The 21,391-nt window shown below is 69.8% G+C and carries 22 protein-coding genes, 1 tRNA gene and 1 pseudogene; 13 read left to right on the forward strand and 11 right to left on the reverse strand.

Features of this window, described 5'->3' with window-relative positions; genetic code table 11:
* Positions 1-43: 43 nt before the first annotated feature.
* Both DEIGR_RS04620 and DEIGR_RS04625 read right to left on the reverse strand, forming a co-directional pair.
* Positions 44-610 carry a PsbP-related protein gene (locus tag DEIGR_RS04620; protein WP_058975668.1) on the reverse strand — a complete coding sequence of 189 codons (567 nt, stop codon included), beginning with the start codon at positions 608-610 and terminating at the stop codon, positions 44-46.
* Between the two features lie 5 nt (positions 611-615).
* Positions 616-2,064 (reverse strand): ATP-binding cassette domain-containing protein, encoded by a 1,449-nt coding sequence (locus DEIGR_RS04625; protein ID WP_058975670.1) that lies wholly within the window; start codon positions 2,062-2,064, stop codon positions 616-618.
* A gap of 97 nt (positions 2,065-2,161) precedes the next feature.
* Between DEIGR_RS04625 and DEIGR_RS04630 the strand changes: the two genes are divergently transcribed.
* The 4 genes and pseudogenes from DEIGR_RS04630 to DEIGR_RS04645 all read left to right on the forward strand — a co-directional run bounded on the left by DEIGR_RS04630 (position 2,162) and on the right by DEIGR_RS04645 (position 4,268).
* A complete protein-coding gene (locus DEIGR_RS04630) occupies positions 2,162-2,518 on the forward strand; it encodes a histidine phosphatase family protein (RefSeq protein WP_058975672.1) in 357 nt (118 codons plus the stop codon).
* Positions 2,519-2,644: 126 nt separating this feature from the next.
* A pseudogene (locus tag DEIGR_RS04635) lies at positions 2,645-2,863 on the forward strand (histidine phosphatase family protein); the annotation flags it as partial.
* Positions 2,864-2,877: 14 nt separating this feature from the next.
* On the forward strand, positions 2,878-3,795 hold the full coding sequence (locus DEIGR_RS04640) for an SPFH domain-containing protein (protein ID WP_058975677.1): 918 nt from the start codon (positions 2,878-2,880) through the stop codon (positions 3,793-3,795).
* Positions 3,796-3,797: 2 nt separating this feature from the next.
* The gene (locus DEIGR_RS04645; RefSeq protein WP_058975679.1) at positions 3,798-4,268 is read left to right on the forward strand and encodes an NfeD family protein; all 471 of its coding nucleotides are present in this window, start codon (positions 3,798-3,800) and stop codon (positions 4,266-4,268) included.
* Positions 4,269-4,326: 58 nt separating this feature from the next.
* On the opposite strand, the gene DEIGR_RS04650 is transcribed toward DEIGR_RS04645, so the two are convergent.
* From DEIGR_RS04650 to DEIGR_RS04665, 4 genes are read right to left on the reverse strand one after another with little or no spacing between them, the layout of a single operon-like run.
* Complete coding sequence (locus DEIGR_RS04650; RefSeq protein WP_058975681.1) at positions 4,327-4,911, reverse strand: antibiotic biosynthesis monooxygenase; 585 nt, start codon at positions 4,909-4,911, stop codon at positions 4,327-4,329.
* A complete protein-coding gene (locus tag DEIGR_RS04655) occupies positions 4,911-5,387 on the reverse strand; it encodes a DinB family protein (protein WP_083523927.1) in 477 nt (158 codons plus the stop codon). The genes DEIGR_RS04650 and DEIGR_RS04655 overlap by 1 nt, the downstream gene beginning before the upstream one ends.
* Positions 5,388-5,396: 9 nt before the next feature.
* A complete protein-coding gene (locus tag DEIGR_RS04660) occupies positions 5,397-6,014 on the reverse strand; it encodes an SMI1/KNR4 family protein (protein ID WP_153013633.1) in 618 nt (205 codons plus the stop codon).
* Entirely contained in the window at positions 6,014-6,475 is a 462-nt protein-coding gene (locus DEIGR_RS04665; RefSeq protein WP_058975685.1) for an Lrp/AsnC family transcriptional regulator, read from the reverse strand. The genes DEIGR_RS04660 and DEIGR_RS04665 overlap by 1 nt, the downstream gene beginning before the upstream one ends.
* Positions 6,476-6,650: 175 nt before the next feature.
* Between DEIGR_RS04665 and kamA the strand changes: the two genes are divergently transcribed.
* From kamA to DEIGR_RS04680, 3 genes are read left to right on the forward strand one after another with little or no spacing between them, the layout of a single operon-like run.
* The gene (kamA, locus tag DEIGR_RS04670) at positions 6,651-8,063 is read left to right on the forward strand and encodes a lysine 2,3-aminomutase (RefSeq protein ID WP_058975687.1); all 1,413 of its coding nucleotides are present in this window, start codon (positions 6,651-6,653) and stop codon (positions 8,061-8,063) included.
* 44 nt (positions 8,064-8,107) lie between these two features.
* On the forward strand, positions 8,108-8,476 hold the full coding sequence (locus tag DEIGR_RS04675; RefSeq protein WP_058975689.1) for a four helix bundle protein: 369 nt from the start codon (positions 8,108-8,110) through the stop codon (positions 8,474-8,476).
* A gap of 58 nt (positions 8,477-8,534) precedes the next feature.
* Positions 8,535-9,926: an acetyl ornithine aminotransferase family protein gene (locus DEIGR_RS04680; RefSeq protein WP_058978534.1), complete on the forward strand. Its 1,392-nt coding sequence runs from the start codon at positions 8,535-8,537 to the stop codon at positions 9,924-9,926.
* Positions 9,927-10,266: 340 nt separating this feature from the next.
* Here the strand turns inward: DEIGR_RS04680 and DEIGR_RS04685 are convergent, their stop codons facing one another.
* The gene (locus DEIGR_RS04685; protein ID WP_229782050.1) at positions 10,267-10,791 is read right to left on the reverse strand and encodes a hypothetical protein; all 525 of its coding nucleotides are present in this window, start codon (positions 10,789-10,791) and stop codon (positions 10,267-10,269) included.
* A 197-nt stretch (positions 10,792-10,988) separates the two neighbouring features.
* Between DEIGR_RS04685 and DEIGR_RS04690 the strand changes: the two genes are divergently transcribed.
* The 3 genes from DEIGR_RS04690 (at position 10,989) to DEIGR_RS04700 (ending at position 14,546) form a co-directional block, all read left to right on the forward strand.
* Entirely contained in the window at positions 10,989-12,668 is a 1,680-nt protein-coding gene (locus DEIGR_RS04690) for an outer membrane protein assembly factor BamB family protein (protein WP_236704654.1), read from the forward strand.
* Between the two features lie 284 nt (positions 12,669-12,952).
* Positions 12,953-13,927, forward strand: a complete 975-nt coding sequence (trxB, locus tag DEIGR_RS04695) for a thioredoxin-disulfide reductase (RefSeq protein ID WP_058975698.1) — start codon at positions 12,953-12,955, stop codon at positions 13,925-13,927.
* Between the two features lie 103 nt (positions 13,928-14,030).
* Complete coding sequence (locus DEIGR_RS04700; protein WP_058975699.1) at positions 14,031-14,546, forward strand: HD domain-containing protein; 516 nt, start codon at positions 14,031-14,033, stop codon at positions 14,544-14,546.
* Between the two features lie 58 nt (positions 14,547-14,604).
* Here the strand turns inward: DEIGR_RS04700 and DEIGR_RS04705 are convergent, their stop codons facing one another.
* Positions 14,605-15,084 carry an FKBP-type peptidyl-prolyl cis-trans isomerase gene (locus DEIGR_RS04705; protein ID WP_046843066.1) on the reverse strand — a complete coding sequence of 160 codons (480 nt, stop codon included), beginning with the start codon at positions 15,082-15,084 and terminating at the stop codon, positions 14,605-14,607.
* Between the two features lie 103 nt (positions 15,085-15,187).
* Positions 15,188-16,393 carry a CAP domain-containing protein gene (locus tag DEIGR_RS19575; protein ID WP_083523928.1) on the reverse strand — a complete coding sequence of 402 codons (1,206 nt, stop codon included), beginning with the start codon at positions 16,391-16,393 and terminating at the stop codon, positions 15,188-15,190.
* Between the two features lie 62 nt (positions 16,394-16,455).
* On the opposite strand from DEIGR_RS19575, the gene DEIGR_RS04715 reads away from it, so the two are divergent.
* Positions 16,456-17,646: a molybdopterin molybdotransferase MoeA gene (locus DEIGR_RS04715; protein WP_058975703.1), complete on the forward strand. Its 1,191-nt coding sequence runs from the start codon at positions 16,456-16,458 to the stop codon at positions 17,644-17,646.
* A 69-nt stretch (positions 17,647-17,715) separates the two neighbouring features.
* Here the strand turns inward: DEIGR_RS04715 and DEIGR_RS04720 are convergent, their stop codons facing one another.
* Both DEIGR_RS04720 and DEIGR_RS04725 read right to left on the reverse strand, forming a co-directional pair.
* A complete protein-coding gene (locus DEIGR_RS04720; protein WP_058975705.1) occupies positions 17,716-19,185 on the reverse strand; it encodes a glycoside hydrolase family 13 protein in 1,470 nt (489 codons plus the stop codon).
* A gap of 57 nt (positions 19,186-19,242) precedes the next feature.
* Positions 19,243-20,541, reverse strand: coding sequence for an HD domain-containing protein (locus DEIGR_RS04725; protein WP_058975707.1), 1,299 nt, complete (start codon positions 20,539-20,541; stop codon positions 19,243-19,245).
* 105 nt (positions 20,542-20,646) lie between these two features.
* On the opposite strand from DEIGR_RS04725, the gene DEIGR_RS04730 reads away from it, so the two are divergent.
* Both DEIGR_RS04730 and DEIGR_RS20305 read left to right on the forward strand, forming a co-directional pair.
* Positions 20,647-20,721, forward strand: a tRNA-Ala gene (locus DEIGR_RS04730).
* Between the two features lie 140 nt (positions 20,722-20,861).
* Complete coding sequence (locus tag DEIGR_RS20305) at positions 20,862-21,140, forward strand: hypothetical protein (protein WP_153013634.1); 279 nt, start codon at positions 20,862-20,864, stop codon at positions 21,138-21,140.
* Positions 21,141-21,391 lie beyond the last annotated feature (251 nt).

Raw genomic sequence — 21,391 nt, forward strand, 5'->3', positions numbered from 1 at the left:
GCCGCGACCGCCACATGCAGGGCGGTCGCGGTCTCGTCGGGCCTTACTTCAGGGTCAGGCTGGTGAGGATCGCGCGGCCTTCCTCGATCTGCTCGGCGGTGGTGCCGCTGGGCTGCACAAGGGTCGCGGTGAACAGGCGGTTGTTCTTCACGGTGAACACCTGCGTCCAGCGGACCATGCCGCCCTCGCCGTCGCCCAGGTACGTCCAGAGGATCGCGGGCGTGCTGCCCAGCTTGATGGTCTTCTCGCCCAGCATCCTGAACTTGGGTACGTCCTTGCCGAGCTGCGACGCGAACAGGTCCCGGAAGTCCGCCAGGGTGGCCTTCAGTTTGGGGTCCACGTCCTGCACCTGCACGGTCACGGTGGGACGCACGGTGCCCGCATTGCGGTTGATGAACGCCACGTCCGCGCCCGGCACGTTCTTCAGCGGAATCCACCCGGCGGGCACGCGGATCGAGTAGCCCTTGGTGCTGGTGGCGGTGACGGCCTCCACGGTGCGCGTCCCCTCCGCGGCGGCGGGCGTCGCGGGCGTGGTGGGGCCCTGCGCGAGGGCGGGGGTGAGGCTCAGGGCCGCGAGGAGCAGGGGAGCAAGCAGGGTGGCGCGCTTCATGAGCGTCAGGGTAGAGCCTGAAGGTGAGCCGAGTCTGACCGGAGCGGGCGCGTGAACGCGACCCGGCCGCCCTCCAGATGCAGGTGGTGCGTGAGACCCGCCGGGGCGTCCTGGTCACGGTGCGCGACGATCAGGACGTGCGTGCCCGCGCGGACCAGCCCGGGCAGCAGCGCCAGGAATGCGGCGCGTGAGTGGGCGTCCAGGAAGTCCAGGCCCTCGTCGAGGATCAGCAGGCGCGGGCGGTGCGCGACCGCGCGGGCCAGCAGCAGGCGCCGCAGCTGCCCCTGCGACAGCGACTCCGCCGTGCGGTCCAGCAGGTTCGTCAGGGTGAGGTCCGCCGCCAGGGCCGCCACCGCGCGTGCCTGCTCGGGCGTCAGGTCGGGGCTGAAGCCCTCCGCGCCACTCCAGGCGCTGCCGATCACCTCGCGGCCCGTCCAGTCCCGCCGCTGCCGGATGCCCAGCTCCGCGCTGACCAGCCCGATCTGCGCGCGGCGCTCGGTCAGCAGGTCACGGGGCAGGAACGGCCGCCGGACGCGCCCGCCCAGCGCGGGGTGCAGCTCCCCGGCGATCAGGCGCGCCAGGGTGCTCTTGCCGCTGCCGTTCTCGCCGGTTACCAGCCAGTGCTCCCCCGAGCGCCACGTCCAGCCCACCGGCCCCAGCGCCCGGTGCCCGTCCCGGTACACGACCGCGTCCTGCACGGCCAGCAGCACCTCCCCTCCACCCGACGCTCCCGGCAGCACCAGGGCAGGGGAGGGGGCGGGCCCGACCGGCGTGGCCTCGGTCACCACGCCCCCCTCCACCCGCAGCGTCCGCCAGGGCAGGTCCGGGGCCTCCTCGGGCCGGTGCGTGGCGAGCACCACGCCCACCCCCGACGCGTGTACTCGCGCGATCAGCGCGCTCAGCTCCGCGCGGGCCTGCGGGCTCAGGCCGTCCGTGAACTCGTCCAGCAGCAGCAGTTCCGGCGCGGGCATCAGCGCCGCGCCCAGCATCACCCGCCGCCGCTGCCCATGACTCAGCGTCCGTACGTCCCGCCCCAGCAGCGCCCCCAGCCCCGTCAGGGCCGCGACCTCCGCCACGCGCGCCTGCGCCCCCGGTGTGGCCTCCCACAGGTTCAACCTCTCGCCGGACAGCGCCGCCAGCAGCACGTCCTGCACGGTCTGCACCCACTCGCGCGTCAGGTAGAACGCCTCGGCGTCCGGCCCGACCAGCCGCAGCGACCGCCGCGCCCGCACCGCCGACCGCTGCACCCCGCCCCCCAGCCCGTACACCCGCTCGCCGCGCACCGGGGCGACCTCGCCCGCCAGGAGGCGCAGCAGCGTCGTCTTCCCGCCCCCGTTCGGTCCCCACAGCCGCAGCGCCGCGCCGCGCGGCACGTCCAGCGTCACCCCGCGCAGGCGCGTGTCCCCGCCCGCGATCACGTCCACGTTCCTCAGGGCCACCAGCGGCGCACTCATCCCCGCGAGTCTAGCGGCGCGTCCGGGAGTGGGCGGTCGTCCCGTCTACGCGATCCGGCAGACGCCAGCGGGACAGCGCCCATGCTCTGCTGCGCTCATGTCCCGCACCCTGCACCTGATCAAGCACGGCAAACCACAGTTCGTGGCGGGCGTCCCGGCGCACGAGTGGCCGCTGGCCCCGGACGCCCTGACCGAGCTGCCCGCGCTGGCGGCCCGGCTGGACCCGCGCCCGGACGTGATCGTGTGCTCGCTGGAACCCAAGGCGCACGCGACCGCGCAGGCGCTGGCCGGGCACCTGGGGGTGCCGCTGCGGCCCATGCACGGCCTGCACGAGCAGCTGCGCTACACGGTCCGCTTTCACGCCGACCCGGCGGACTTCCAGGCGGAGTACCGCGCGTTCTTCGCGCAGCCGGATGAGCTGGTGGTCGGCGACAGCAGAATTCAGAGGGATTGAAGGTTTTTCTCAATCCCTCTGAATCGAGCGGAGCGAGCACCTGAGAAGGACAGCGGTTGGAGGTGGAGTTGAGGGGCGTGCTGTTGGCCCCTCAATGGAACTGGAAACCGCTGTGAGGAGACCGCGCGGGATGCCCACACCCGCTTCTCGAACGCCGTGAACGCCGTCATGGCCGCCAACCCGCAGCCGACCGTGGCGGTCGTGGCGCACGGGACGGTCATCAGCCTGCTCGTCGCGGCGCTGCGCGGCGTGGAGCCGTACCCGCTGTGGCAGGATCTGCCCCTGCTGGGGGTGCTGAGCGTCCCGTGGGAACCCGGCCCGGTGGGGGCGCGTACTGCCCCGTAAAGGGAGGCAATTTCATGGGATTCACCATTTTCGTGATCGTCCTGCTGCTGCTGGTGATCATCACCCTGTTCGCCGGGGTCAAGAGCGTCCCGCAGGGCAGCGAGTGGACGCAGGAACGCTTCGGGAAGTTCCAGCGGACGCTCAAGCCAGGGCTGAACATCATCATTCCGTACATCGACCGCATCGGGCGCCGCGTGAACATGATGGAACAGGTGCTCGACGTGCCCAGCCAGGAAGTCATCACCAAGGACAACGCCCTGGTCACCGTGGACGGCGTGGTGTTCTACCAGGTGCTCGACGCCGCCAAGGCCAGCTACGAGGTCAGCAACCTGAACCAGGCGATCCTGAACCTCACCATGACGAACATCCGCACCGTGATGGGCAGCATGGACCTGGACGAACTGCTGTCCAACCGCGACCAGATCAACGCCCGCCTGCTGACCGTCGTGGACGAGGCCACCGAGCCGTGGGGCGTGAAGGCCACCCGCATCGAGGTCAAGGACATCAAGCCGCCGGCCGATCTGGTCGCCAGCATGGCCCGCCAGATGAAGGCCGAACGCGAGAAACGCGCCAACATCCTCGACGCCGAGGGATTCCGGCAGGCCGCGATCCTGAAGGCCGAGGGCGAGAAGCAGGCCGAGATCCTCTCCGCCGAGGGGCGCCGTCAGGCGGCGTTCCTGGAGGCCGAGGCCCGCGAACGCGCCGCGCAGGCCGAAGCCGAGGCGACCCGGCTGGTCAGTGACGCGATTGCCGCCGGGAACGTGCAGGCCATCAACTACTTCGTCGCGCAGCGCTACGTGGACGCCCTGAAGGACATCGCCAGCGCGCCCAACCAGAAGACCCTGATCCTGCCGCTGGAGGCGACCAGCATCCTGGGCAGCCTGCAGGGCGTCGCGGAGATCGCCCGCGACGCCTTCGGACGCAAGGGCTGACCGTGGACTGGCTGCCCACCCTGGAACGCGTGCAGTCCTGGCACTGGTGGGTGCTGGGTGCGCTGCTGCTGATCCTGGAAGTCGCTGCGCCCGGCATCTTCTTCGTGTGGCTGGCCCTCGCGGCGTTCGCGCTGGGCCTGCTGGTGTTTGTCCTGCCGGTCCTGCCGGTCGCCGTGCAATTGCTGCTGTTCGCCGCGCTGAGCGTCGCGGCGGTCACGCTGGGCCGCCGTTACGTGACGCGCGTCCTGCCGGACTCGCCCGAGGCGGGCCGCGTGAACCGGGGCGCGCACCGGCTGGTGGGGCAGACCGTCACGGTCGTCACGCCCATCGTGAACGGCATCGGCCGCGTGCGGGTGGGGGACAGCGAGTGGCGTGCCACCGGCCCCGACACCCCACAGGGGGCGCGGGTCGTGATCGTCGCGGCGGACGGCCCCACCCTGCACGTCCGTGAGGTCAGCGGCACCTGGACGTGACACCCGCACGCAAGGGAGGCGGCCCCGGATGCACACCGGGGCCGCCTCGCTGTCCTGCTCACCCGCGCCGGGTGGGGTACAGCCAGGGGCGCAGCAGGCGCGACAGCCACGGCAGCACCGGCCAGTTCAGGAACAGCGTGGACAGCGACGCGGTCGCCAGCGTGGCCGCCCACGCGGGCCACTCCCCGGTGAAGGGCCGCAGCAGCATGGCGAACAGCATGATCAGCGGGTACACACCCACGATGCCCACGATCACGTTCTTCCACAGCGGCGGGGCGGGCAGGCGCGCCGGGCGGTCGAACCACGCCTCCAGGCCCTGCGCCTCGCGGTACTCGACCTCGTCGGCGGTGAACTCGTCCAGTTCCGCCAGCGCCGAACGGTACGCAGGCGTGGCGCGCCACGCGGCGAGGGCCTGCGGGGACGCGAACCGCACCAGCGTCACGTACTCCGCGACCGGGCCGCCCGCGTCCCGCAGGACGTGCAGGCCCAGGAAGCCCGGCTGGGTCGCCTGGAGGGCATGCAGGCGCCGCGCCCACGCCTCGTAGGCGTCGAGTTTCGACAGGCGGACGCGTTCGGTGACGACCAGGGTGATGCCCGTGGCCTGGGGCGGAACAGTGGAGGAGGGGGAAGCAGCGTCGGACATCAGCCCCGCAGTCTACCCGATCCAGCCCTGGTCAGAGCATCCGCCGGTGGTAGGCCACCTGCCCCAGGTGCCAGTTCAGGTGCCCGTACAGGTGAATCAGGAAGTACCGGACCGTCATGCCGTCCGGGAAACCCGGCAACTGCCGTGCACTCAACCTCGTCCAGCCGCGCCGCGTCCAGACCGTCCAGGGCCGAGACCACCCGCGCCGACACCTCCCGCAGCCCCGCGATCAGATCCGCGCGGGGCACGTCCCGCCGCGCGAACTCCGACGCCCGGTCCCGAACGAACGCCGCGCCGCCCAGATCCGCGCCGACGAACTGCGACAGGTTCCCGATCAGGTGCAGCGCCAGCGTCCCCGCCGGATTCACGATGTCCCCCCGCACCCGCCACACGGCCGCGTCGTCCGGGTACGCCTCCAGTGCCGCGATCAGCTTCCCCAGGTCCCGCACGAACAGCTCCCGCAGCTCAGGCCACATGACAGCAGCTTACCGGGACGGCGTGAGGCCAGCAGCGAGGCTCTGGAAGAAGTGGGCCTCATACTCCGTCGCGTGCTGGGCCCGCTGGAGGCAGGCCTGCCGGGCCAGAGCATCAGCCGTCGTCGGTTCAGGCTGCGCGGTGTACCCCTGTGGCAGGATCAGCTCCCCTCCATGCCAGTGAGCGAAAAACGGCTCGTGAAGATTGCGGAACATGACCTCCGGTGAGAAATCGTCGCCAGCCGTGGAGTACACCAGTCGGCCCGGACACTCCGGCAGCAGCGTGAATACGAGGTAGTTGTCCCCGCCGTCGTTGAACAGGGGAATGCCGTAGTTCACCAGACTCGGGGCCAGTTCGTGCAGCGGCGCGTTCAGGTCGTTCAGGGCCGGTGCAATGTCACTGAGGTCGAGCAGGCGACACCACATCACCTCCCGCTGTGGGCCGTCCAGCCCATCCAGGGTCAGGTACAGGTCGCGTACAGGGGCGGGCAGCTCAAGGCCGAGCGTCTGTTCCAGGCGCTCCACGCTCTCGAGTGTCGCTGGGGGATTCGGGGTCAACCCGAGCGAGCGGATGTGATCAAGCAGATGCGTGAACGAGAAGTCGCCTGCCGGGTTCAGTCGCCCTGTCATCACCTGGGGGGGAGGAGCAGTTTGCCTTCCAGGGGCGTGCTGAGGACGATGCTGGTGTCGCAGGTGAAGCCCATGTTGATCAGTTCGGTCAGCATGTTCTCCAGTGCGCCGACGTCGGGCACGGCGACTTTCAGGATGCAGGAGTTGTCCCCGGTGACGCTGTGGCATTCCAGCACGCCGTCGTGCCTGGTGGCCCAGCGGACCAGGGTGGGGTCGTTGCGGCCACTGTCCTGCACGCCGATGAACGCGGTGATGGTGCGCCCGAGCGGTTTGCTGGCGACGCGGATGCCGTAGCCGAGGATCACGCCGGCGTCTTCGAGGCGGCGGACGCGTTCGGTGACGGCGGGGGCGCTCAGGCCGACGCGGCGGCCGAGTTCTCGCATGCTCAGGCGGGAGTCCGTCTGGAGTTCCTGCAGGATGCGGTGGTCGAGGGGGTCGAGGTGGCCGCCGGACTGTCTCATCCGCACCACCTTAGCATTTGGAAGGTGGGGGGTGGCGTTTGCGAGGCTGGTGTGCGGCGACCCCCGCGCACCTGACAGGCGACGCGCATTCCAATCCGGCCCGCCCAGCGCGGACAATAAAGGCGCACTCAATTCGAGTTTCACCCGTTCACGCCGCACCACCGGAGGTTCTCCCATGCCGATTCACCCGCAGGCCACCCTTCGCAGCCAGATGATGCTGCCCCGCAACCACCGCGCCGATAAATGGGCCGATGTGCCCGACGAGCAGTGGTACGACTGGAAATGGCAGCTGAAAAACCGCATCAACAGCGTCGCCGAACTCGAGGAAGTCCTCACCCTGACCGACAGCGAGCGCAAGGGCGCCAGCGCGGAGGGCATCTTCCGCCTGGACATCACCCCTTACTTCGCCAGCCTCATGGACCGCGACGACCCCACCTGCCCCGTCAGGCGCCAAGTGATTCCCACCGAGGAAGAACTCCAGCCGTTCACGAGCATGATGGAAGACTCCCTGGCGGAGGACAAGCACAGCCCCGTCCCCGGTCTCGTGCACCGCTACCCGGACCGCGTGCTGATGCTCGTCACCACCCAGTGCGCCAGCTACTGCCGTTACTGCACCCGCAGCCGCATCGTGGGCGACCCCACCGAGACCTTCAACCCCGCCGAGTACGAGCAGCAGCTGAACTACCTGCGCAACACCCCCCAGGTCCGCGACGTGCTGCTCAGCGGTGGTGACCCCCTGACCCTCGCGCCGAAAGTCCTGGGCCGCCTGCTGTCCGAACTGCGCAAGATCGAGCACATCGAGATCATCCGCATCGGCACCCGCGTCCCCGTGTTCATGCCCATGCGCGTCACGCAGGAACTCTGCGACGTCCTCAGTGAAAACCACCCGGTGTGGATGAACATCCACGTCAACCACCCCAAGGAAATCACCCCGGAAGTCGCCGACGCCTGCGACCGCCTCACCCGCGCCGGCGTGCCCCTGGGCAACCAGAGCGTGCTGCTGCGCGGCGTGAACGACCACCCCGTCATCATGCAGAAACTCGTGCGCGAACTCGTCAAGATCCGCGTCCGCCCCTACTACATCTACCAGTGCGACCTCGTCCACGGCGCCGGGCACCTGCGCACCACCGTCAGCAAGGGCCTGGAAATCATGGAAAGCCTCCGCGGCCACACCAGCGGCTACTCGGTCCCCACCTACGTCGTGGACGCCCCCGGCGGCGGCGGCAAGATCCCCGTCGCCCCCAACTACGTCCTCTCGCACAGCCCCGAGAAGCTCATCCTGCGCAACTTCGAAGGCTACATCGCCGCGTACAGCGAACCCACCGACTACACCGGCCCCGACATGCTCGTCCCCACCGACTGGCAACGCAAGGAACCCGGCCAGAGCGGCATCTTCGGCCTCATGGAAGGCGAGCGCATTTCCATTGAACCCAAGGAATTCGCCGAATCCCGCCACCGCCCTGGCGCTACCCAGCACCGCCTCAACAGCCGCGAAGACAAATGGGCCGCCCACGGCATCGGCGCGCAGGCCACCGACACCGCCCCCGACGGCATGACCCAGACCCCGCAACCCGTCAGCGGCGACTGAGCAGCGTCCAAGGGTCTGAGGGTCGAAGTGTCTAAGGTGAAGGCGTGGACTCCTACTTTCCGTTCGAGCAGCTGGACGTCTATCACCTCTCGGTGGCCTACGCCACGCAGGTCTACCGGGCAACCACCACGTTTCCAGATACGGAGAGGTTCGGTCTGACCAATCAGATGCGCCGCGCTGCCGTGTCCATCTCACTGAACATCGCAGAGGGTCGGGGGCGCGGCGGCGACCGGGAGTTGGTGCGGTACCTGATGATCGCGCGTGGATCTCTCTTTGAAGTGGTGGCAGGTGCGCAGATTGCAGAGCAGTTGGGTTTCCTCGATGCAGAGGCGGCCCGTACCCTCAGGCAGGATGCACACACCCTCTCGGCCAAACTCATGACCCTGATCAAACGCCTGAACCCTATCCCTTAGACGCTCAGACTCTTCGACTTTTCGACCTCTCGATTTCCCAACCAAGACAGGAGTGAACATGACCACCCTTCCGAAACCCCGTCAACCTGAACTGAAGACCTCCCTGCCCGGCCCGAAGACCGCTTCGATCATGGAGCGCGACAGCCAGCACCTCTCGACGTCCTACATGCGTCCGTATCCGTTCGTGCCGGATCACGGTGAGGGCGTGTGGCTGACGGACGTGGACGGCAACACCATGCTGGATTTCTTCGCGGGGATCGCGGTGAGCACGACCGGGCACGCGCATCCGCATGTGGTGCAGGCGGTGCAGGAGCAGATCACGAAGTTCACGCACGTGTGCCTGACGGATTATCCGCAGGAGATCACGACCAGCCTCGCCGAGCGGCTGGTGAAGCACGTGGAGAAACCCCTTCCTGATGGCAGCACCGAGAAGTGGCGCGTGTTCTTCAGCAACAGCGGCGCCGAGGCGGTCGAGGCGGCCGTGAAGCTGGCGCGCAACCACACGGGGCGGCAGCACATCATCTCGACGATGGGCAGCTTCCACGGGCGCACGTACGGCGCGATCACGCTGACGGGCAGCAAGACGAAGTACAAGCGTGGCTTCGGTCCGCTGCTGCCTGCCGTGTCGCACGTGCCGTACCCGAATCCGTTCCGTCCGCCGCTGGGCAGCACGGCCGAGACGTGCGGTCAGGCGGTGCTGGAGCACATCGAGAGCCTGTTCGTGGGCATCCTGCCCGCCGATGAGGTCGCGGCGATCATCGTGGAGCCCATGCAGGGCGAGGGTGGGTACATCGTGCCCCCGGCGGACTTCCTGCCGGGCCTGCGGGCGCTGTGCGACAAGTACGGGATCATGCTGATCTTCGACGAGGTGCAGGCCGGGATGGGCCGCACCGGGAAGATGTTCAGCTTCCAGCATTTCGGCAATAACGGGATGGACTGCCAGCCGGACATCATCACGTCCGCGAAGGGCATCGCGTCGGGCATGCCGCTGGGTGCGCTGCTGGCCAAGGAGAGCGTCATGACGTGGCCGGTCGGGTCGCACGGCAGCACGTACGGCGGGAACCCGGTGGCGGCGGCGGCGGCGCACTCGACGCTGGACCTGCTGGAAGGCAAGGTGCAGCACCCGGGTTGTGGCGCAAACCTCATGGACAACGCCGCGCAGGTGGGCGAGTTCATCATGGCCGAGCTGAAGGGCATGCAGGCGGAATTCCCGTTCCTGGGTGACGTGCGCGGGCGCGGGTTGTTCATCGGTCTGGAGTTCGTGAAGCCGGACGGCAGCCCGGACGGGGCGCTGCGGGACCGGGCGAGCATGGCGATGTTCGAGCGTGGCCTGCTGAACCTCGACTGCGGTGAGGCCGTGATCCGCATTTCCCCGCCGCTGATCCTGACCCGCGAGGAGGCCGCGACGGGTCTGGAGATCATGCGTGAGACGCTGCGCACCCTGAAGTAAGGGCGCGGCGTGCAGGAGGCGGGACGCCGTGGGAGATATGCGGCGTCCCGCCTCCTGCTGCGGTTCCGGCTGCCCGCGCGCCGCTGCCCGCCCCGCACAGCAATGATGGGGGATTCGAGTGATTCCACATCATTCGGAGTCGCCCGGTGGTCCCCTCACCCTTCCGTCGCTTCGCGCCTCCCGCTCTCTCTGCTGCGCAGCTCTACGTGTCCCATAGGGGGACAGTGGACAACGGAACACGATCACGGTGCAAGCAGGTCAATGTGATCCTGTATGACTCGCACAGCAATGAAAGGGGAGGCCACGCTGGGCCTCCCGCTCTCATGCTGTGCTGGGTGACTTACTGCAGGCGCTTCATGATGGCCTGGAGGCTGGCGCTGTCGGCCCAGGCCATGCCCTTCTCGACGTACATGCGGGCCATGGTCTGGTCGCCGCGCTGCAGCGCGAGGTAGGCGAGCTTGGCGGCGCTCAGGGACGCCCACTGCTTCTCCTGGTCGTTCAGGTCGCCCAGGCGGGTCCAGGCGTTGTACGCGTTGATCCACCACTGGGTCTTGGTGTAAAGCTGCGCCAGGTACGCGTTGTAGTCGCGGTTGCCGGCTTCCATGCTGGCGGCGTAGTAGGCGTGGTCCACGGCGGCCTTCCACAGCGTGCGGTCGTAGAAGGGCACGGGGTAGGCCACGTCGGCCTGCACGGCGTACTCCTGCGCCTTGGCGAAGTTGTCGCCTGCGCTCATCATGGCCGGGGCGTTCACGGGTTCCGCGACGGTCGTCGTGGTCGTGGTCGTCTCGGTGGTGGTCGTGGTGGTGTCCTGCGCGGCGGCGAGGCCGGTCAGCGCGAACGCGGTCAGCATGAGAATCTTCTTCATAACAGTTCGCATCTTAGGCTCTACCCTGGGGCTCGTCCACGCCGCGAACAGCACCGTAAAGAGTGTGTAAAGGAGCCCAATCCAACATGAGAACAACCTCCGTTTTCCCCGCTGTCCTTCTGATGACTCTGGCCGGTTTTTCCGCTGCCAGAGCGCAATCCACGCCTTCACCCGCCCCTCAGTTCATCGCGCCGAAGGTGGACGTCTTCAAGGAACTGCGCGTCATTTCCGGCGTGACGGTCTCCGGGAACGGTGAGCTCACGTTCGTCGGCTCGGACGCCAAGATCCACCGCACCGACGCCACCGGCAGCTCGCGCTGGGTGTTCCCGGTGGGCGACATCGGCCGCGCGTACCCGGTCGTGACTCCGCAGGGCGTAACCATCGCCGCGTCCTACGACGACACCGTGTACGCCCTGGACCCCGCCGGGAAGCTGCTGTGGAAACTGAAGCTGGACGGGGACATCTTCGCCACGCCCGCGCTGCGCATCGACGGCAGCGTGATCGTCGCCACGGCGGGCGGCACCATTCACGCGCTCAGTCCCGCCGGGAAGACCCTGTGGACGTACAAGGTCGGCGCGCCCGTGTTCAGCAGCCCCGCGATCGGCCCGGACGGCACGGTGTACTTCGGCGCGCAGAACAACCGCATGCACGCCCTGACGCCGGGCGGGCAGCTGAAGTGGGCGTACACGGCGGGTTCGCTGGTGTTCAGCTCCCCGGCCGTCGGGCCGGACGGCAGCGTGTACTTCGGCAGCAGCGACCGCCGCATCCACGCGGTCGGGCCGGACGGCCAGCCGAAGTGGACGGTCCTGACCGGGCTGTTCGTGAACGCCAGCCCGATCATCACGAGCGGCGGGCTGGTCGTGGTGGGCAGTTACGACGGCAATGTGTACGCCGTGAACACCAGCGGCGAGACCGAATGGACGTACCGCGCCGGTGCCGGGGTGGCGGGCAGCGCCGTGGAACTCAGTGACGGGTCCGTGATCGTCCCGGACCTGAGCGGCACCGTGCACGCCATCGGGAAGGCCGGGCAGGCACTGTGGCAGATCAAGACCGGCAAGAAGATCGACACGGGGATCAGCGTCAGCGATCAGGGGAGCCTGTACTTCGTGACGGACGGCGGCGGCCTGAACATCGTGCAGAAGCAGCGGCCACTGGCGGTGGGGCCATGGACGACCTTCCACGGCGCGCCGAACCCGGTGGGGCGCGTGCCCACGCCCATCGAGCTGCAGGCGCAGACGCAGGCGCGCCGCGCGGCGGCCAGCGCGGTCGTGGCGGCCCTGAAGCCGGCCACGCCGGTCGCGACAGCCCCGGCGCAGCCCGCTCGGCCCCCGCAGCCCACCCAGCCGGCCCAACCCACTCAGCCAGCGCAACCCACCCAGCCCGCGCAGCCGACCCAACCGGCCCAGCCGACCCGACCAGCGCAGCCCACGACGCCGACGCAACCTACCCAGCCCGCCCAGCCGACCCAACCCACCCAGCCTGCGCAACCCACCCAGCCTGCCCAACCCGCCTTGACGCCGGAGCAGTTCGCGGCGGCGGCGGGGCAGCAGGCGCGCGTCGCGGACGGGCAGCTGTTCCTGCCGCTGACCGAGGTGGCCGGAGCGCTGGGCCTGACCGTTCGGAACGTGACGGTGCGGACCGCGACGCTGCGGGTGCAGGCGCAGAACCTCCCGGTGACGGTGCGGCTGTTCGACCGGGTGGCGTTCGTGCCGCTGGCCGCACTGGCGGACCTGCCGGGCGCGCAGGTGCGGCTGGTGTCCGGCGCGGCGCGCGGCGTGGAACTGGGTGTGGCGGGGCGTACGGCGGTGTTCCCCGTGAACGTGGCGCGCCTGCTGAGCCTGCAGTCCGGCGCGGAGTTCGCCGTGGACGCGCGCTGACAGCAGCATTCGGAGGTCTTGAAGGGGTGTCCCAGGACCTCTGAATCGAGCGGAGCGGGCACCTGGGCAGGACAGCGGTTGACCGTGGCGTTGAGGGGCGTGCTCCTGGCCCCTGGGCGGAACTGGCAACCGCTGTGAGCGGAGCGGTCCGGCGGCCTGTGGATGGGGGGGTGGGTGGACGCCTGCGCTCCTGCCCGGGCCGCCAGCCCATCCGGGTGATGCTTTAAAAAATAAACTGTGCGTGGCTGACCATCCCCAATCGTGCCCGGTGGTACCCTTCAACCATGACGGGCAACACCCAGAACTACGACGTGGTCATCGTCGGCGGCGGCCCCGCCGGCCTCACCGCCGCGATCTACACCGGCCGCGCCAGCCTCAGCACCCTGATCCTCGAAAAGGGCCTCCCCGGCGGGCAGATCGCCCAGACCGAGGAAGTCGAGAACTACCCCGGCTTCCCCGAACCCATCAGCGGCATGGAACTCGCCAGCCGCATGCAGCAGCAGGCCGAGAAGTTCGGCGGCATCATCGAGATGGACGAGGTCCAGAGCATCACCCGCACCGACGACGACCGCGAACACGCCTACCCCTTCACCGTCACCGGGTACAGCGGCACGTACCGCGCCAAGGCCGTGATCCTCGCCACCGGCGCGAACCCCAAACGCCTGTACGTGCCCGGCGAGGAGCACTTCTGGGGCAAGGGCGTCAGCACCTGCGCCACCTGCGACGGCTTCTTCTACCGCGGCAAGAAGGTCGTCGTGGTGGGCGGCGGGGACGCCGCCGTCGAGGAAGGCCTGTTCCTGACCAAGTTCGCCGACGAGGTCACCCTGATCCACCGCCGCGATACCCTGCGCGCCAACAAGGTCGCCCAGGCCCGCGCGTTCGCGAACCCCAAGATGAAATTCATCTGGGACACCGCCGTCGAGGAAATCAAGGGCGAGGACACCGTCACCGGCGTCCGCCTGAAGAACCTCAAGACCGGCGAGGAGACCGACATGAGCACCGACGGCGTGTTCATCTTCATCGGCCACACCCCCAACACCGAATTCGTCAAGGACACCGTCAAGCTGCGCCCCGACGGGTACGTGGACGTCACCGACGAGATCTACACCAGCGTACCGATGCTGTTCGCCGCCGGGGACGTCAGCGACTACATCTACCGCCAGCTGGGCACCAGCGTCGGCGCCGGGACCCGCGCCGCCATGAGCGCCGAACGCGCCCTGGCCGCCCTGGAACTCGAAACCGAGACCGCCGCCGACTGATCGTCGCCCCGCCGGGACGCTCTGGGATCTCCCGGGGCGTCCCGCTCCGTTGACCAGAGTTCTCTAAAACCGGGGGCGCCCGCATCCGTACTATGCTCAGCGCATGCCGCGCCGTTCCCTCCTCGCCCGACTCCGCCGCAAGGCCAACGGGTACGCAGCCAAGGCCCGCCGCCTGCTGCGCAGCGTGAACGCCGAGGACGCCCACCCCGACGACCCCTGGGCCGAGCACCTGCTCACCCCCGCCGAGCAGGTCGTGTACCGCGCCATGGACCCCCGCGACCGCGAGCACGCCTGCCGCGTCACCCGGCACCTGCTGCGCGACCACCCGCACGCCGACCCCGAACTGATCGCCGCCGCACTGCTGCACGACTGCGGCAAGAGCCTGCGCCCCTACTCCCTGTGGGAACGCGTGCTGGTCGGGTTGATTCCCAACCGGCTGTCCCGCGTGCTGCCGCCCGTCGGGGCAGTCGGCATCCGCGCGCACCACCCGGAACTCGGCGCGCGGCTGCTGGCACACGCGGGCGCGCGACCCCGCGTCGCGCGGCTGGTCGCCCGGCACCACCACCCGGGCGGGGACCCGGAGGCCATGCTCCTGCACCTCTACGACGATCAGGAGTAGCTGAAACGCAGCGGCGCCGCCCATCCATGCCGGGGGCGGCGCCGCTCTGGTTCAGGGTTTACTCGTGGTCGTGGTCGCCGTCGCTGTGCGCGTGCCCGTGGTCGAGTTCCTCGGGCGTGGCGTCACGGACGTTCAGGACCTTCACGTCGAAGTTCAGGACCATCCCGGCCAGGGGCGGGTTGAAATCCACCTTGACGGTGTCGCCGCTGACGTCCATCACGGTGAAGGGGATGACGCTGCCGTCCTCGGCCTGCGCGTAGTACGTCGCGCCGACCTCGATGTCGTCCTCGAAGTCCTCGCGGGACAGTTCCTCGACGTTCTCCTCGTCCCGCTCGCCGTAGCCGTCCTCGGGCTGCACGGTCACCTGCAGCTCGTCCCCGACGGCCTTGCCTTCCAGGGCGCGCTCCAGTCCGGGAATGATGTTGCTGTGGCCCTGCAGGTACACCAGCGGCTCGCCGGGTTCGCTCTGGTCGATGACCTCACCGTTCACGGTGAGTGTGTAGTCGAGTTCGACAACCTTGTCCTGGGTGATGTTCATGGGGTCTCCGTTTCGCGGCCCCACCGAGATCAGGTGGGCGCGAGAGGCGTGCTCGCCACTCAGGAGTGTACCCCGGCACCCGCAGGTCGCGGTCTCCTGACGGTCACGGTTGCGTGCGGAACGCCCACGCCACCGGCCCGCGCGGCGTGTCGAAACTGACCTGCACGTCCGCCCCGGTCGGCAGCGGCGCGTCCGGCAGGGCCAGCGCCGCTCCCTGCGCGGCCAGGACGGCTCGGCCCACGCGCGTCTCGGCCTCGTTCGCCCCCGTGAAGGTGGACGCCGTGAGGAGACACGCGCCCACCGCCTGCCCGTTCACGCGCAGCGTCACGCCGCTCACCTCACCCGCCCGGTCCGGGCCGAGCAGCAGCGCGACCGGAGCGCCGCGCGCCGCCACCGCCGGGCACCCGGCCAGCGCGTCCGGCCACTCGCCCGTCGCGGCCCGCAGGCTGGGCGCCGCCTGCCCCGGCCCCGGGTACCGCACCGGGTAGCGCCCCGTCCCTGTCAGGCCGCGCCGGACATCCAGTACCACCGCCGACTGGAAGGCCCCGGCGGCGTCGTGCGCCACGCCCGCCGCCACGCGCGTCAGGCGCGGATCGATCAGCTGCGGCAGGTGAAACGCGCCCCCCAACCAGTACGTCAATGCCCGCTCGGGCCCGGACTCCGCGCGGCTGGACACGAAGTAATGGCCGGGCGCGCACGCCTCGCCCGCCGCGGACCGGAACGGACTGGCGGGGTCCTGACGGTGCTCGGCGCGGTCCTCCCGCACGAGGTACCGCGCGTGCCCCGCGCAGCCCGCCTGCCACGCCGCCTCGGCCGTCACGGTCTGAAGTCCGGCGCGGGCCCGCACCCGGTTCAGGCCCGCCAGCAGGGGAGAGGTCCGGGCACCCGCCAACTCCGGTCGGGCCGACTCCGGTGGGGCCGCCTCTGGTGAGGCCGACACTGGTGGAGCGAGCAGCGGTTCCGGCGTGTCCGGCGCCGACTGGGCGGAGGCGGGCGGCGTCCGTTCCTCTGGCGTCTGCTCACCTGGCGTCTGCTCCTCTGCGGTCGGGGCGGTGGGCACTGTGCCCAGAGGCTCCTGCCGGGCCCCGGCGAGGTCCGTGGGCACGGACGGCTCCTGAACCTCAGGGGCGGCCGGGACCTCCGGTGCGGACGCCCCGGGCGGCGCGAGCGGTGCCTCCACGCGCGGCGCGGGTGGCCGGGCCGCATCCCGACCCGGCCACCACCCGGCCAGCCAGATGCCGAGCAGTCCCAGCGCGAACAGCGCCGCGCCACCCAGAATCGCCCACAGGGCCCGCCTCCAACCCACCATGATCCCTTCAGGCTAGACGGGCCGGGGCTGCGCCGCGTGCGCCGCGCGCCTATCCTGCCTTCATGACCGCCCCGACCTTCCCCATGCACGTCAGCGTGGACGACGCCCGCACCCACCTGAGCACCCTGCTGCCCGCCCGGACGGCCGAGACGGTGCCCCTCGCGCAGGCGTACGGCCGCACCCTGGCCGCGGACGTGCCCGCGCTGGTCAGCCACCCCAGCGCCACCGAGAGCGCCCTGGACGGCATCGCCGCCCGCGAGGCCGACACGCTGGGCGCCTCCCCGGACGCCCCGGCACGCCTGCGCGTGATCGGCGAGAGCCGCGCCGGGGCCGCGTTCGGCGGCACGGTCGGGGCGGGCGAGTGCGTGCGGATCTACACCGGCGCGCCCCTCCCGGCGGGCGCGGACGCCATCTGCCCGGTCGAACAGCTGAGCGACGACGGCCCGGACGGGGTGCTCCTGCGCCGCCCTGCAAGTCCCGCCGACGTCCGCGTTGAAGGCGGCGACTTCCGCACGGGCGAGGTCGTCCTGCACGCCGGGCAGCTCCTCACGGCCCCCCGGCTGGCGCTGGCGGCGGCCCTCGGGCACGCGCGGCTGAGCGTGCAGCGCCGCCTGCGGGTCGCGCTGCTCTCCACCGGGGACGAGGTCGTCCCGCCCGGCCAGCCCCTGACCGCCGGGCAGGTGTACGACAGCAACAGCGTCGGCCTGCACGCCATGCTGCTCGAAGCCGGGTGCGAGGTCCTCCCGCTCGGCCACGCGCCCGACAGCCCGCAGGCGCTCCAGGCGGCCATCGACGCGGCGGGCGGCGCGGACGTCCTCCTGACCAGCGGCGGCGTCAGCATGGGCAAGTACGACTTCATGCGGGACCTGCTGGTCGAACAGGGCCGCGTGAGCTTCTGGAAGGTCCGCATGCGCCCCGGCGGCCCCGCCATCCTGGGCGGCTGGAACGGCCTCCCCGTGTTCGGCCTGCCCGGCAACCCGGTCAGCAGCCTCGTGGTGTTCCACGTGATCGTGCGGCCCGCCCTGACCGGCCAGCCCCCCCAGACGCTGCGCCTGCGCGCCGCCACGCCCTTCCGCGCCCTGCCCGACAAGACCGCGTTCTGGCGCGGCGTGATCGACGGCGGGCAGGTCCGCGACTACGGCCAGCAGGGCAGCGGCATCCTGCGCTCGCTGAGCGACGCGGGCGCCCTGGTCATCGTCCCCGAAGGACAGCCCGTGCAGCCCGGAGACGACGTGGACGTGATCCTGCTGTAAAGGGTGTGGGAAGTGGGCAGTGGGTTGTGGGAACACCGGATGCATGCCCTACAACCCACAGCCGACAACCTACAACCCCAGCGGCACCAGCACCATCGCGCCGCGCGCGGGCACGCTGAGGGGCGTGTCGCCGGTCAGGTGCACGGTGCGGCCCGTGATGACGTCGCGGTAGTCGCCGGGCGTGACGCCCGTGAAGGGCAGGTGGGCGTCCTCGCGGCCCGCGTTCAGGCCCACGAACGCCGCGCCGCTCGCGTGACGGCGGGCGTACACGAGCTGCTCGCCCTGCGCGTGCGTCACGTGGAAGTCCCCGCGCTGCAGCGCCGGAGTGGCGTGACGGGCCGCCGTCAGTTTGCGGGTCAGGGCCAGGGTCTCCTGATTCCAGGCGCCCTCGTCCCAGGGGAACGCGCGGCGGCAGTCGGGGTCCGGGCCGCCGGGCAGGCCGACCTCGTCGCCGTAGTAGATGCAGGGCGTGCCCACGTACGTCATCTGGAACACCGTCGCCAGCCGGAACGCCGAGTGATCCCCGCCCACGGCGGTCAGGAAGCGCGCCGTGTCGTGCGAGTCGAGCAGGTTCAGCTGCACGCGCACCACGTCCGGGTGGTACATGCGCGTCACCTCGGTCATGCGCTGCACGAACGCCGCGGCGTCCATCGCGTCCACGCGCCCCGTGCCGCTGCGCTCGTTCATGGGGTGATCGAGCGTGTGCGCCCCGAAGAACGCCAGGCAGGGCCGCGTGAAGTGGTAGTTCATGACCGCGTCGAACTGGTCGCCCTGCAGCCAGCGGTGCGCGTCCCCCCAGATCTCCCCGACGATGTACGCGTCCGGGTTGATGGCCTTCACGCGCCGCCGGAACTCCTGCCAGAACGAATCGTCGTCGATCTCGTTCGGGACGTCCAGCCGCCAGCCGTCCACCCCGAACCGGATCCAGTGCTCGGCGACGTCCCACAGGAACGCCCGCACCGCGCGGTTGTCCGTGTTGAACTTCGGCAGCGCGCGGTTGCCCCACCACGCCGCGTAGTTCGCGGGCCGCGCGTCGTCGTACGGGTGCAGCGGCCAGCCGTCCACGTGGAACCAGTCGCGGTACGCGCTCGCCTCGCCCTGCTCCAGCAGATCGTTGAACTGGAAGAACCCCCGGCTGGCGTGGTTAAACACGCCGTCCAGCACCACGCGCATGCCGCGCGCGTGCGCCTCGTCGATCAGGTGGCGCAGGGCCTCGTTGCCGCCCAGCATGGGGTCCACCTGGTAGTAGTCGTGCGTGTGGTAGCGGTGGTTGCTGGCCGACTGGAACACCGGGCAGAAGTAGATGGCGTTCACGCCCAGGCTCTGGATGTAGTCCAGTTTCGCCGCCACGCCCCACAGGTCACCGCCCATGTAGCGGTTGAAGTGCGGCGTGTCCCCCCACTCCTGCAGGTTCAGGCCCCGCACGCGACCCGAACGGGCGAAGCGGTCGGGGAAGATCTGGTAGAACACCGCGTCCGTCACCCACTGCGGCGTGACGGGACGGGGATCGAGGGTGTGGTCGGGGTGAAGCGCGTTCATGACCGGGCCAGGATAGCCCCCCCGGCCTGTCGGAATGCTGACGGCCCCTGGACCCGGCTAGTTCGGGGCGTTCCAGGCGCGCAGGAACGCGCGGGCCTCGTCGGGCGTCGTGACCTCGCCCAGGGCCGTCGCCTCGGCCAGCGCGCGGGTCGCCTCGCCCACCCGGGGGCCCGGCGGCACGCCCAGCAGGGCCATGATCTCCTCGCCGCGCAGCAGCGGAGGCGGGGCGCTGGGCTGTTCCTCCAGCGCCGCCAGGACCCGCTCGATACCGCGCGCGTACGCCCGGCGGGACGCCTCACTGCTCATCGGGCCGCGCGCCGCCTCCCGGTCGGCCAGCATCACCGCCAGCAGATCCGGCAGCAGCGCGCGGCGGCGGTGCACGAAGCGCCGCGCCTCCCGCTCGGTGGCGGGCAGCGGGACCATGTGCGCCCCGACCAGCGCCGAGGCGTGCCGCACGTCCTCACCCGGGAGTTTCAGGCGCGTCAGCACCTGCGCCGTGATGGCCGCCCCCACCCTGTCATGCCCGTGGAACGACGCCCGCCCGGTCAGCTCGTCACGCGCCAGCGTGCGGGGTTTGCCCACGTCGTGCAGCAGCGCCGCCCAGCGCAGCGGCACTGGGGCGTCCGGGAAGCGCCCGATCAGCTGATGCAGCGCCTCCACGCCATGCGCGAACACGTCCAGGTGATGAAAGCCGCCCTGCGTCACGCCCCGTCCCTCTCGCAGCTCCGGCACGGTCAGGGCCAGCAGGCCCAGCTCCTCCAGCCGCTCCACACCCCGCGCCGCGTCCGTTGATCGCAGCAGCGCGTGCCCCTCATCCCGCACCCGCTCCCACGCGGGCAGCGGCAGGCGGTCCCCCGCCAGATCCGACGCGACCTCCCGCACCGCCGCCTCCGTCCCGGCCTCCAGCCGGAACCCCAGCGTCAGCTCGAACCGCGCCGCCCGCCACGCCCGCAGCGGATCCGCGCGCAGATTCTCCCGCGACACCATCCGCAGCCGCCGCGCACGCAGGTCCGCCTGCCCGCCCACCACGTCCAGCACCCGCCCACCCGGCAGCACCCCCAGCGCATTCACCGTGAAATCCCGCCGCCGCAGGTCCTCCTCCAGGTCCGCCGGGCGCGGCACCAGATCATGCTGCACCCCACCCGCCGCCGACACCCGCCAGTACCCCCGCGCCGCGTCCAGCTCGAACGCCGACCCACCCAGCGCTCCCGCCAGCCCCCGCGCCGCGCCCGCCGGGTCCGGCACCATCCAGTCGAAATCCTTCGCCGCCACCCCACGCAACCAGTCACGCGCCGCACCACCCACCAGCACCCCACCCGGCGGGAACGGGGGCAGAGGAGGGCGGCGACGGAACATGCCCGCCACTCTACCCGCCCCCCACCCGGGCAGCCTCCGCCGCACGGCCTACGCCGCCCCCCCCTTGCCAGAACCGCACCCCTCTGATACATTGCCGGGCGCTGAGGGGGCTTAGCTCAGCGGGAGAGCATCCGCTTTGCAAGCGGAGGGTCTGGGGTTCGAATCCCCAAGCCTCCACCATAAGAAACCGCGCCGAGTGCGCGGTTTTCTTTTTGTCCCTGATTCCCCCAGAGGGGCGCGTGACCAACCCGTGAGCAACGCTGAAATCTGTCGGGTTTTCTGCGCGTTCATCGGTGCCATCAAAAATGCAGAATAAGACTATGAAGCGACTATTTGCTCTGGTCCTCTTTGGATTGAGCAGTACGGGTGAGACAATCCGGACCTTTGACGGTCTCACCTTCTGCACCACCGAGGTTGTAGACCTCAACGGTGGCCGCAAATCCGAGATTGAAAAGTATCTGCAAAGTGAGTACCCGTTTGCATCAATGGTCCCTACATCAACGGCATTGGAATGCCTGCTTGTAAGTCCTGAAGGCCCATATGCAGAACACGTAAAAATGGTGCTTGAATTCAGTAATAGTCCGGCCTCAAATGGATAAACTTCACTTCTATCCACGGTGAAATTAGTCGGTCAATCTACTGGATTATCATATTACGTGCGATCTGGTCATTTGATTGCCTCTGATCGACCTGAAGTTATATTGGAAGGATTCAAACGCCTTGGTTCCGCGTTGCTAAAACCTTTAGAGAGTCGGATAAAGTACTAGTTCATTACCCTGGGCGCACCAAGTCCGACAGGCTCACGGCCCAGCTTCACACTGCCCCTTGTGGATATCCTGCCCTGGTGGCG

The sequence above is a fragment of the Deinococcus grandis genome, from assembly GCF_001485435.1.
Lineage (GTDB): Bacteria > Deinococcota > Deinococci > Deinococcales > Deinococcaceae > Deinococcus > Deinococcus grandis.

What these genes read in the sequence shown, in the direction of transcription:
- DEIGR_RS04620 (WP_058975668.1), bottom strand. Translation starts at nt 610, where the DNA reads ATGAAGCGCGCCACCCTGCTTGCTCCCCTGCTCCTCGCGGCCCTGAGC.
- DEIGR_RS04625 (WP_058975670.1), bottom strand. Translation starts at nt 2,064, where the DNA reads ATGAGTGCGCCGCTGGTGGCCCTGAGGAACGTGGACGTGATCGCGGGC.
- DEIGR_RS04630 (WP_058975672.1), top strand. Translation starts at nt 2,162, where the DNA reads ATGTCCCGCACCCTGCACCTGATCAAGCACGGCAAACCACAGTTCGTG.
- DEIGR_RS04640 (WP_058975677.1), top strand. Translation starts at nt 2,878, where the DNA reads ATGGGATTCACCATTTTCGTGATCGTCCTGCTGCTGCTGGTGATCATC.
- DEIGR_RS04650 (WP_058975681.1), bottom strand. Translation starts at nt 4,911, where the DNA reads ATGTCCGACGCTGCTTCCCCCTCCTCCACTGTTCCGCCCCAGGCCACG.
- DEIGR_RS04655 (WP_083523927.1), bottom strand. Translation starts at nt 5,387, where the DNA reads ATGTGGCCTGAGCTGCGGGAGCTGTTCGTGCGGGACCTGGGGAAGCTG.
- DEIGR_RS04660 (WP_153013633.1), bottom strand. Translation starts at nt 6,014, where the DNA reads ATGACAGGGCGACTGAACCCGGCAGGCGACTTCTCGTTCACGCATCTG.
- DEIGR_RS04665 (WP_058975685.1), bottom strand. Translation starts at nt 6,475, where the DNA reads ATGAGACAGTCCGGCGGCCACCTCGACCCCCTCGACCACCGCATCCTG.
- kamA (WP_058975687.1), top strand. Translation starts at nt 6,651, where the DNA reads ATGCCGATTCACCCGCAGGCCACCCTTCGCAGCCAGATGATGCTGCCC.
- DEIGR_RS04680 (WP_058978534.1), top strand. Translation starts at nt 8,535, where the DNA reads ATGACCACCCTTCCGAAACCCCGTCAACCTGAACTGAAGACCTCCCTG.
- DEIGR_RS04685 (WP_229782050.1), bottom strand. Translation starts at nt 10,791, where the DNA reads ATGAAGAAGATTCTCATGCTGACCGCGTTCGCGCTGACCGGCCTCGCC.
- trxB (WP_058975698.1), top strand. Translation starts at nt 12,953, where the DNA reads ATGACGGGCAACACCCAGAACTACGACGTGGTCATCGTCGGCGGCGGC.
- DEIGR_RS04700 (WP_058975699.1), top strand. Translation starts at nt 14,031, where the DNA reads ATGCCGCGCCGTTCCCTCCTCGCCCGACTCCGCCGCAAGGCCAACGGG.
- DEIGR_RS04705 (WP_046843066.1), bottom strand. Translation starts at nt 15,084, where the DNA reads ATGAACATCACCCAGGACAAGGTTGTCGAACTCGACTACACACTCACC.
- DEIGR_RS19575 (WP_083523928.1), bottom strand. Translation starts at nt 16,393, where the DNA reads ATGGTGGGTTGGAGGCGGGCCCTGTGGGCGATTCTGGGTGGCGCGGCG.
- DEIGR_RS04715 (WP_058975703.1), top strand. Translation starts at nt 16,456, where the DNA reads ATGACCGCCCCGACCTTCCCCATGCACGTCAGCGTGGACGACGCCCGC.
- DEIGR_RS04720 (WP_058975705.1), bottom strand. Translation starts at nt 19,185, where the DNA reads ATGAACGCGCTTCACCCCGACCACACCCTCGATCCCCGTCCCGTCACG.
- DEIGR_RS04725 (WP_058975707.1), bottom strand. Translation starts at nt 20,541, where the DNA reads ATGTTCCGTCGCCGCCCTCCTCTGCCCCCGTTCCCGCCGGGTGGGGTG.
- DEIGR_RS20305 (WP_153013634.1), top strand. Translation starts at nt 20,862, where the DNA reads ATGAAGCGACTATTTGCTCTGGTCCTCTTTGGATTGAGCAGTACGGGT.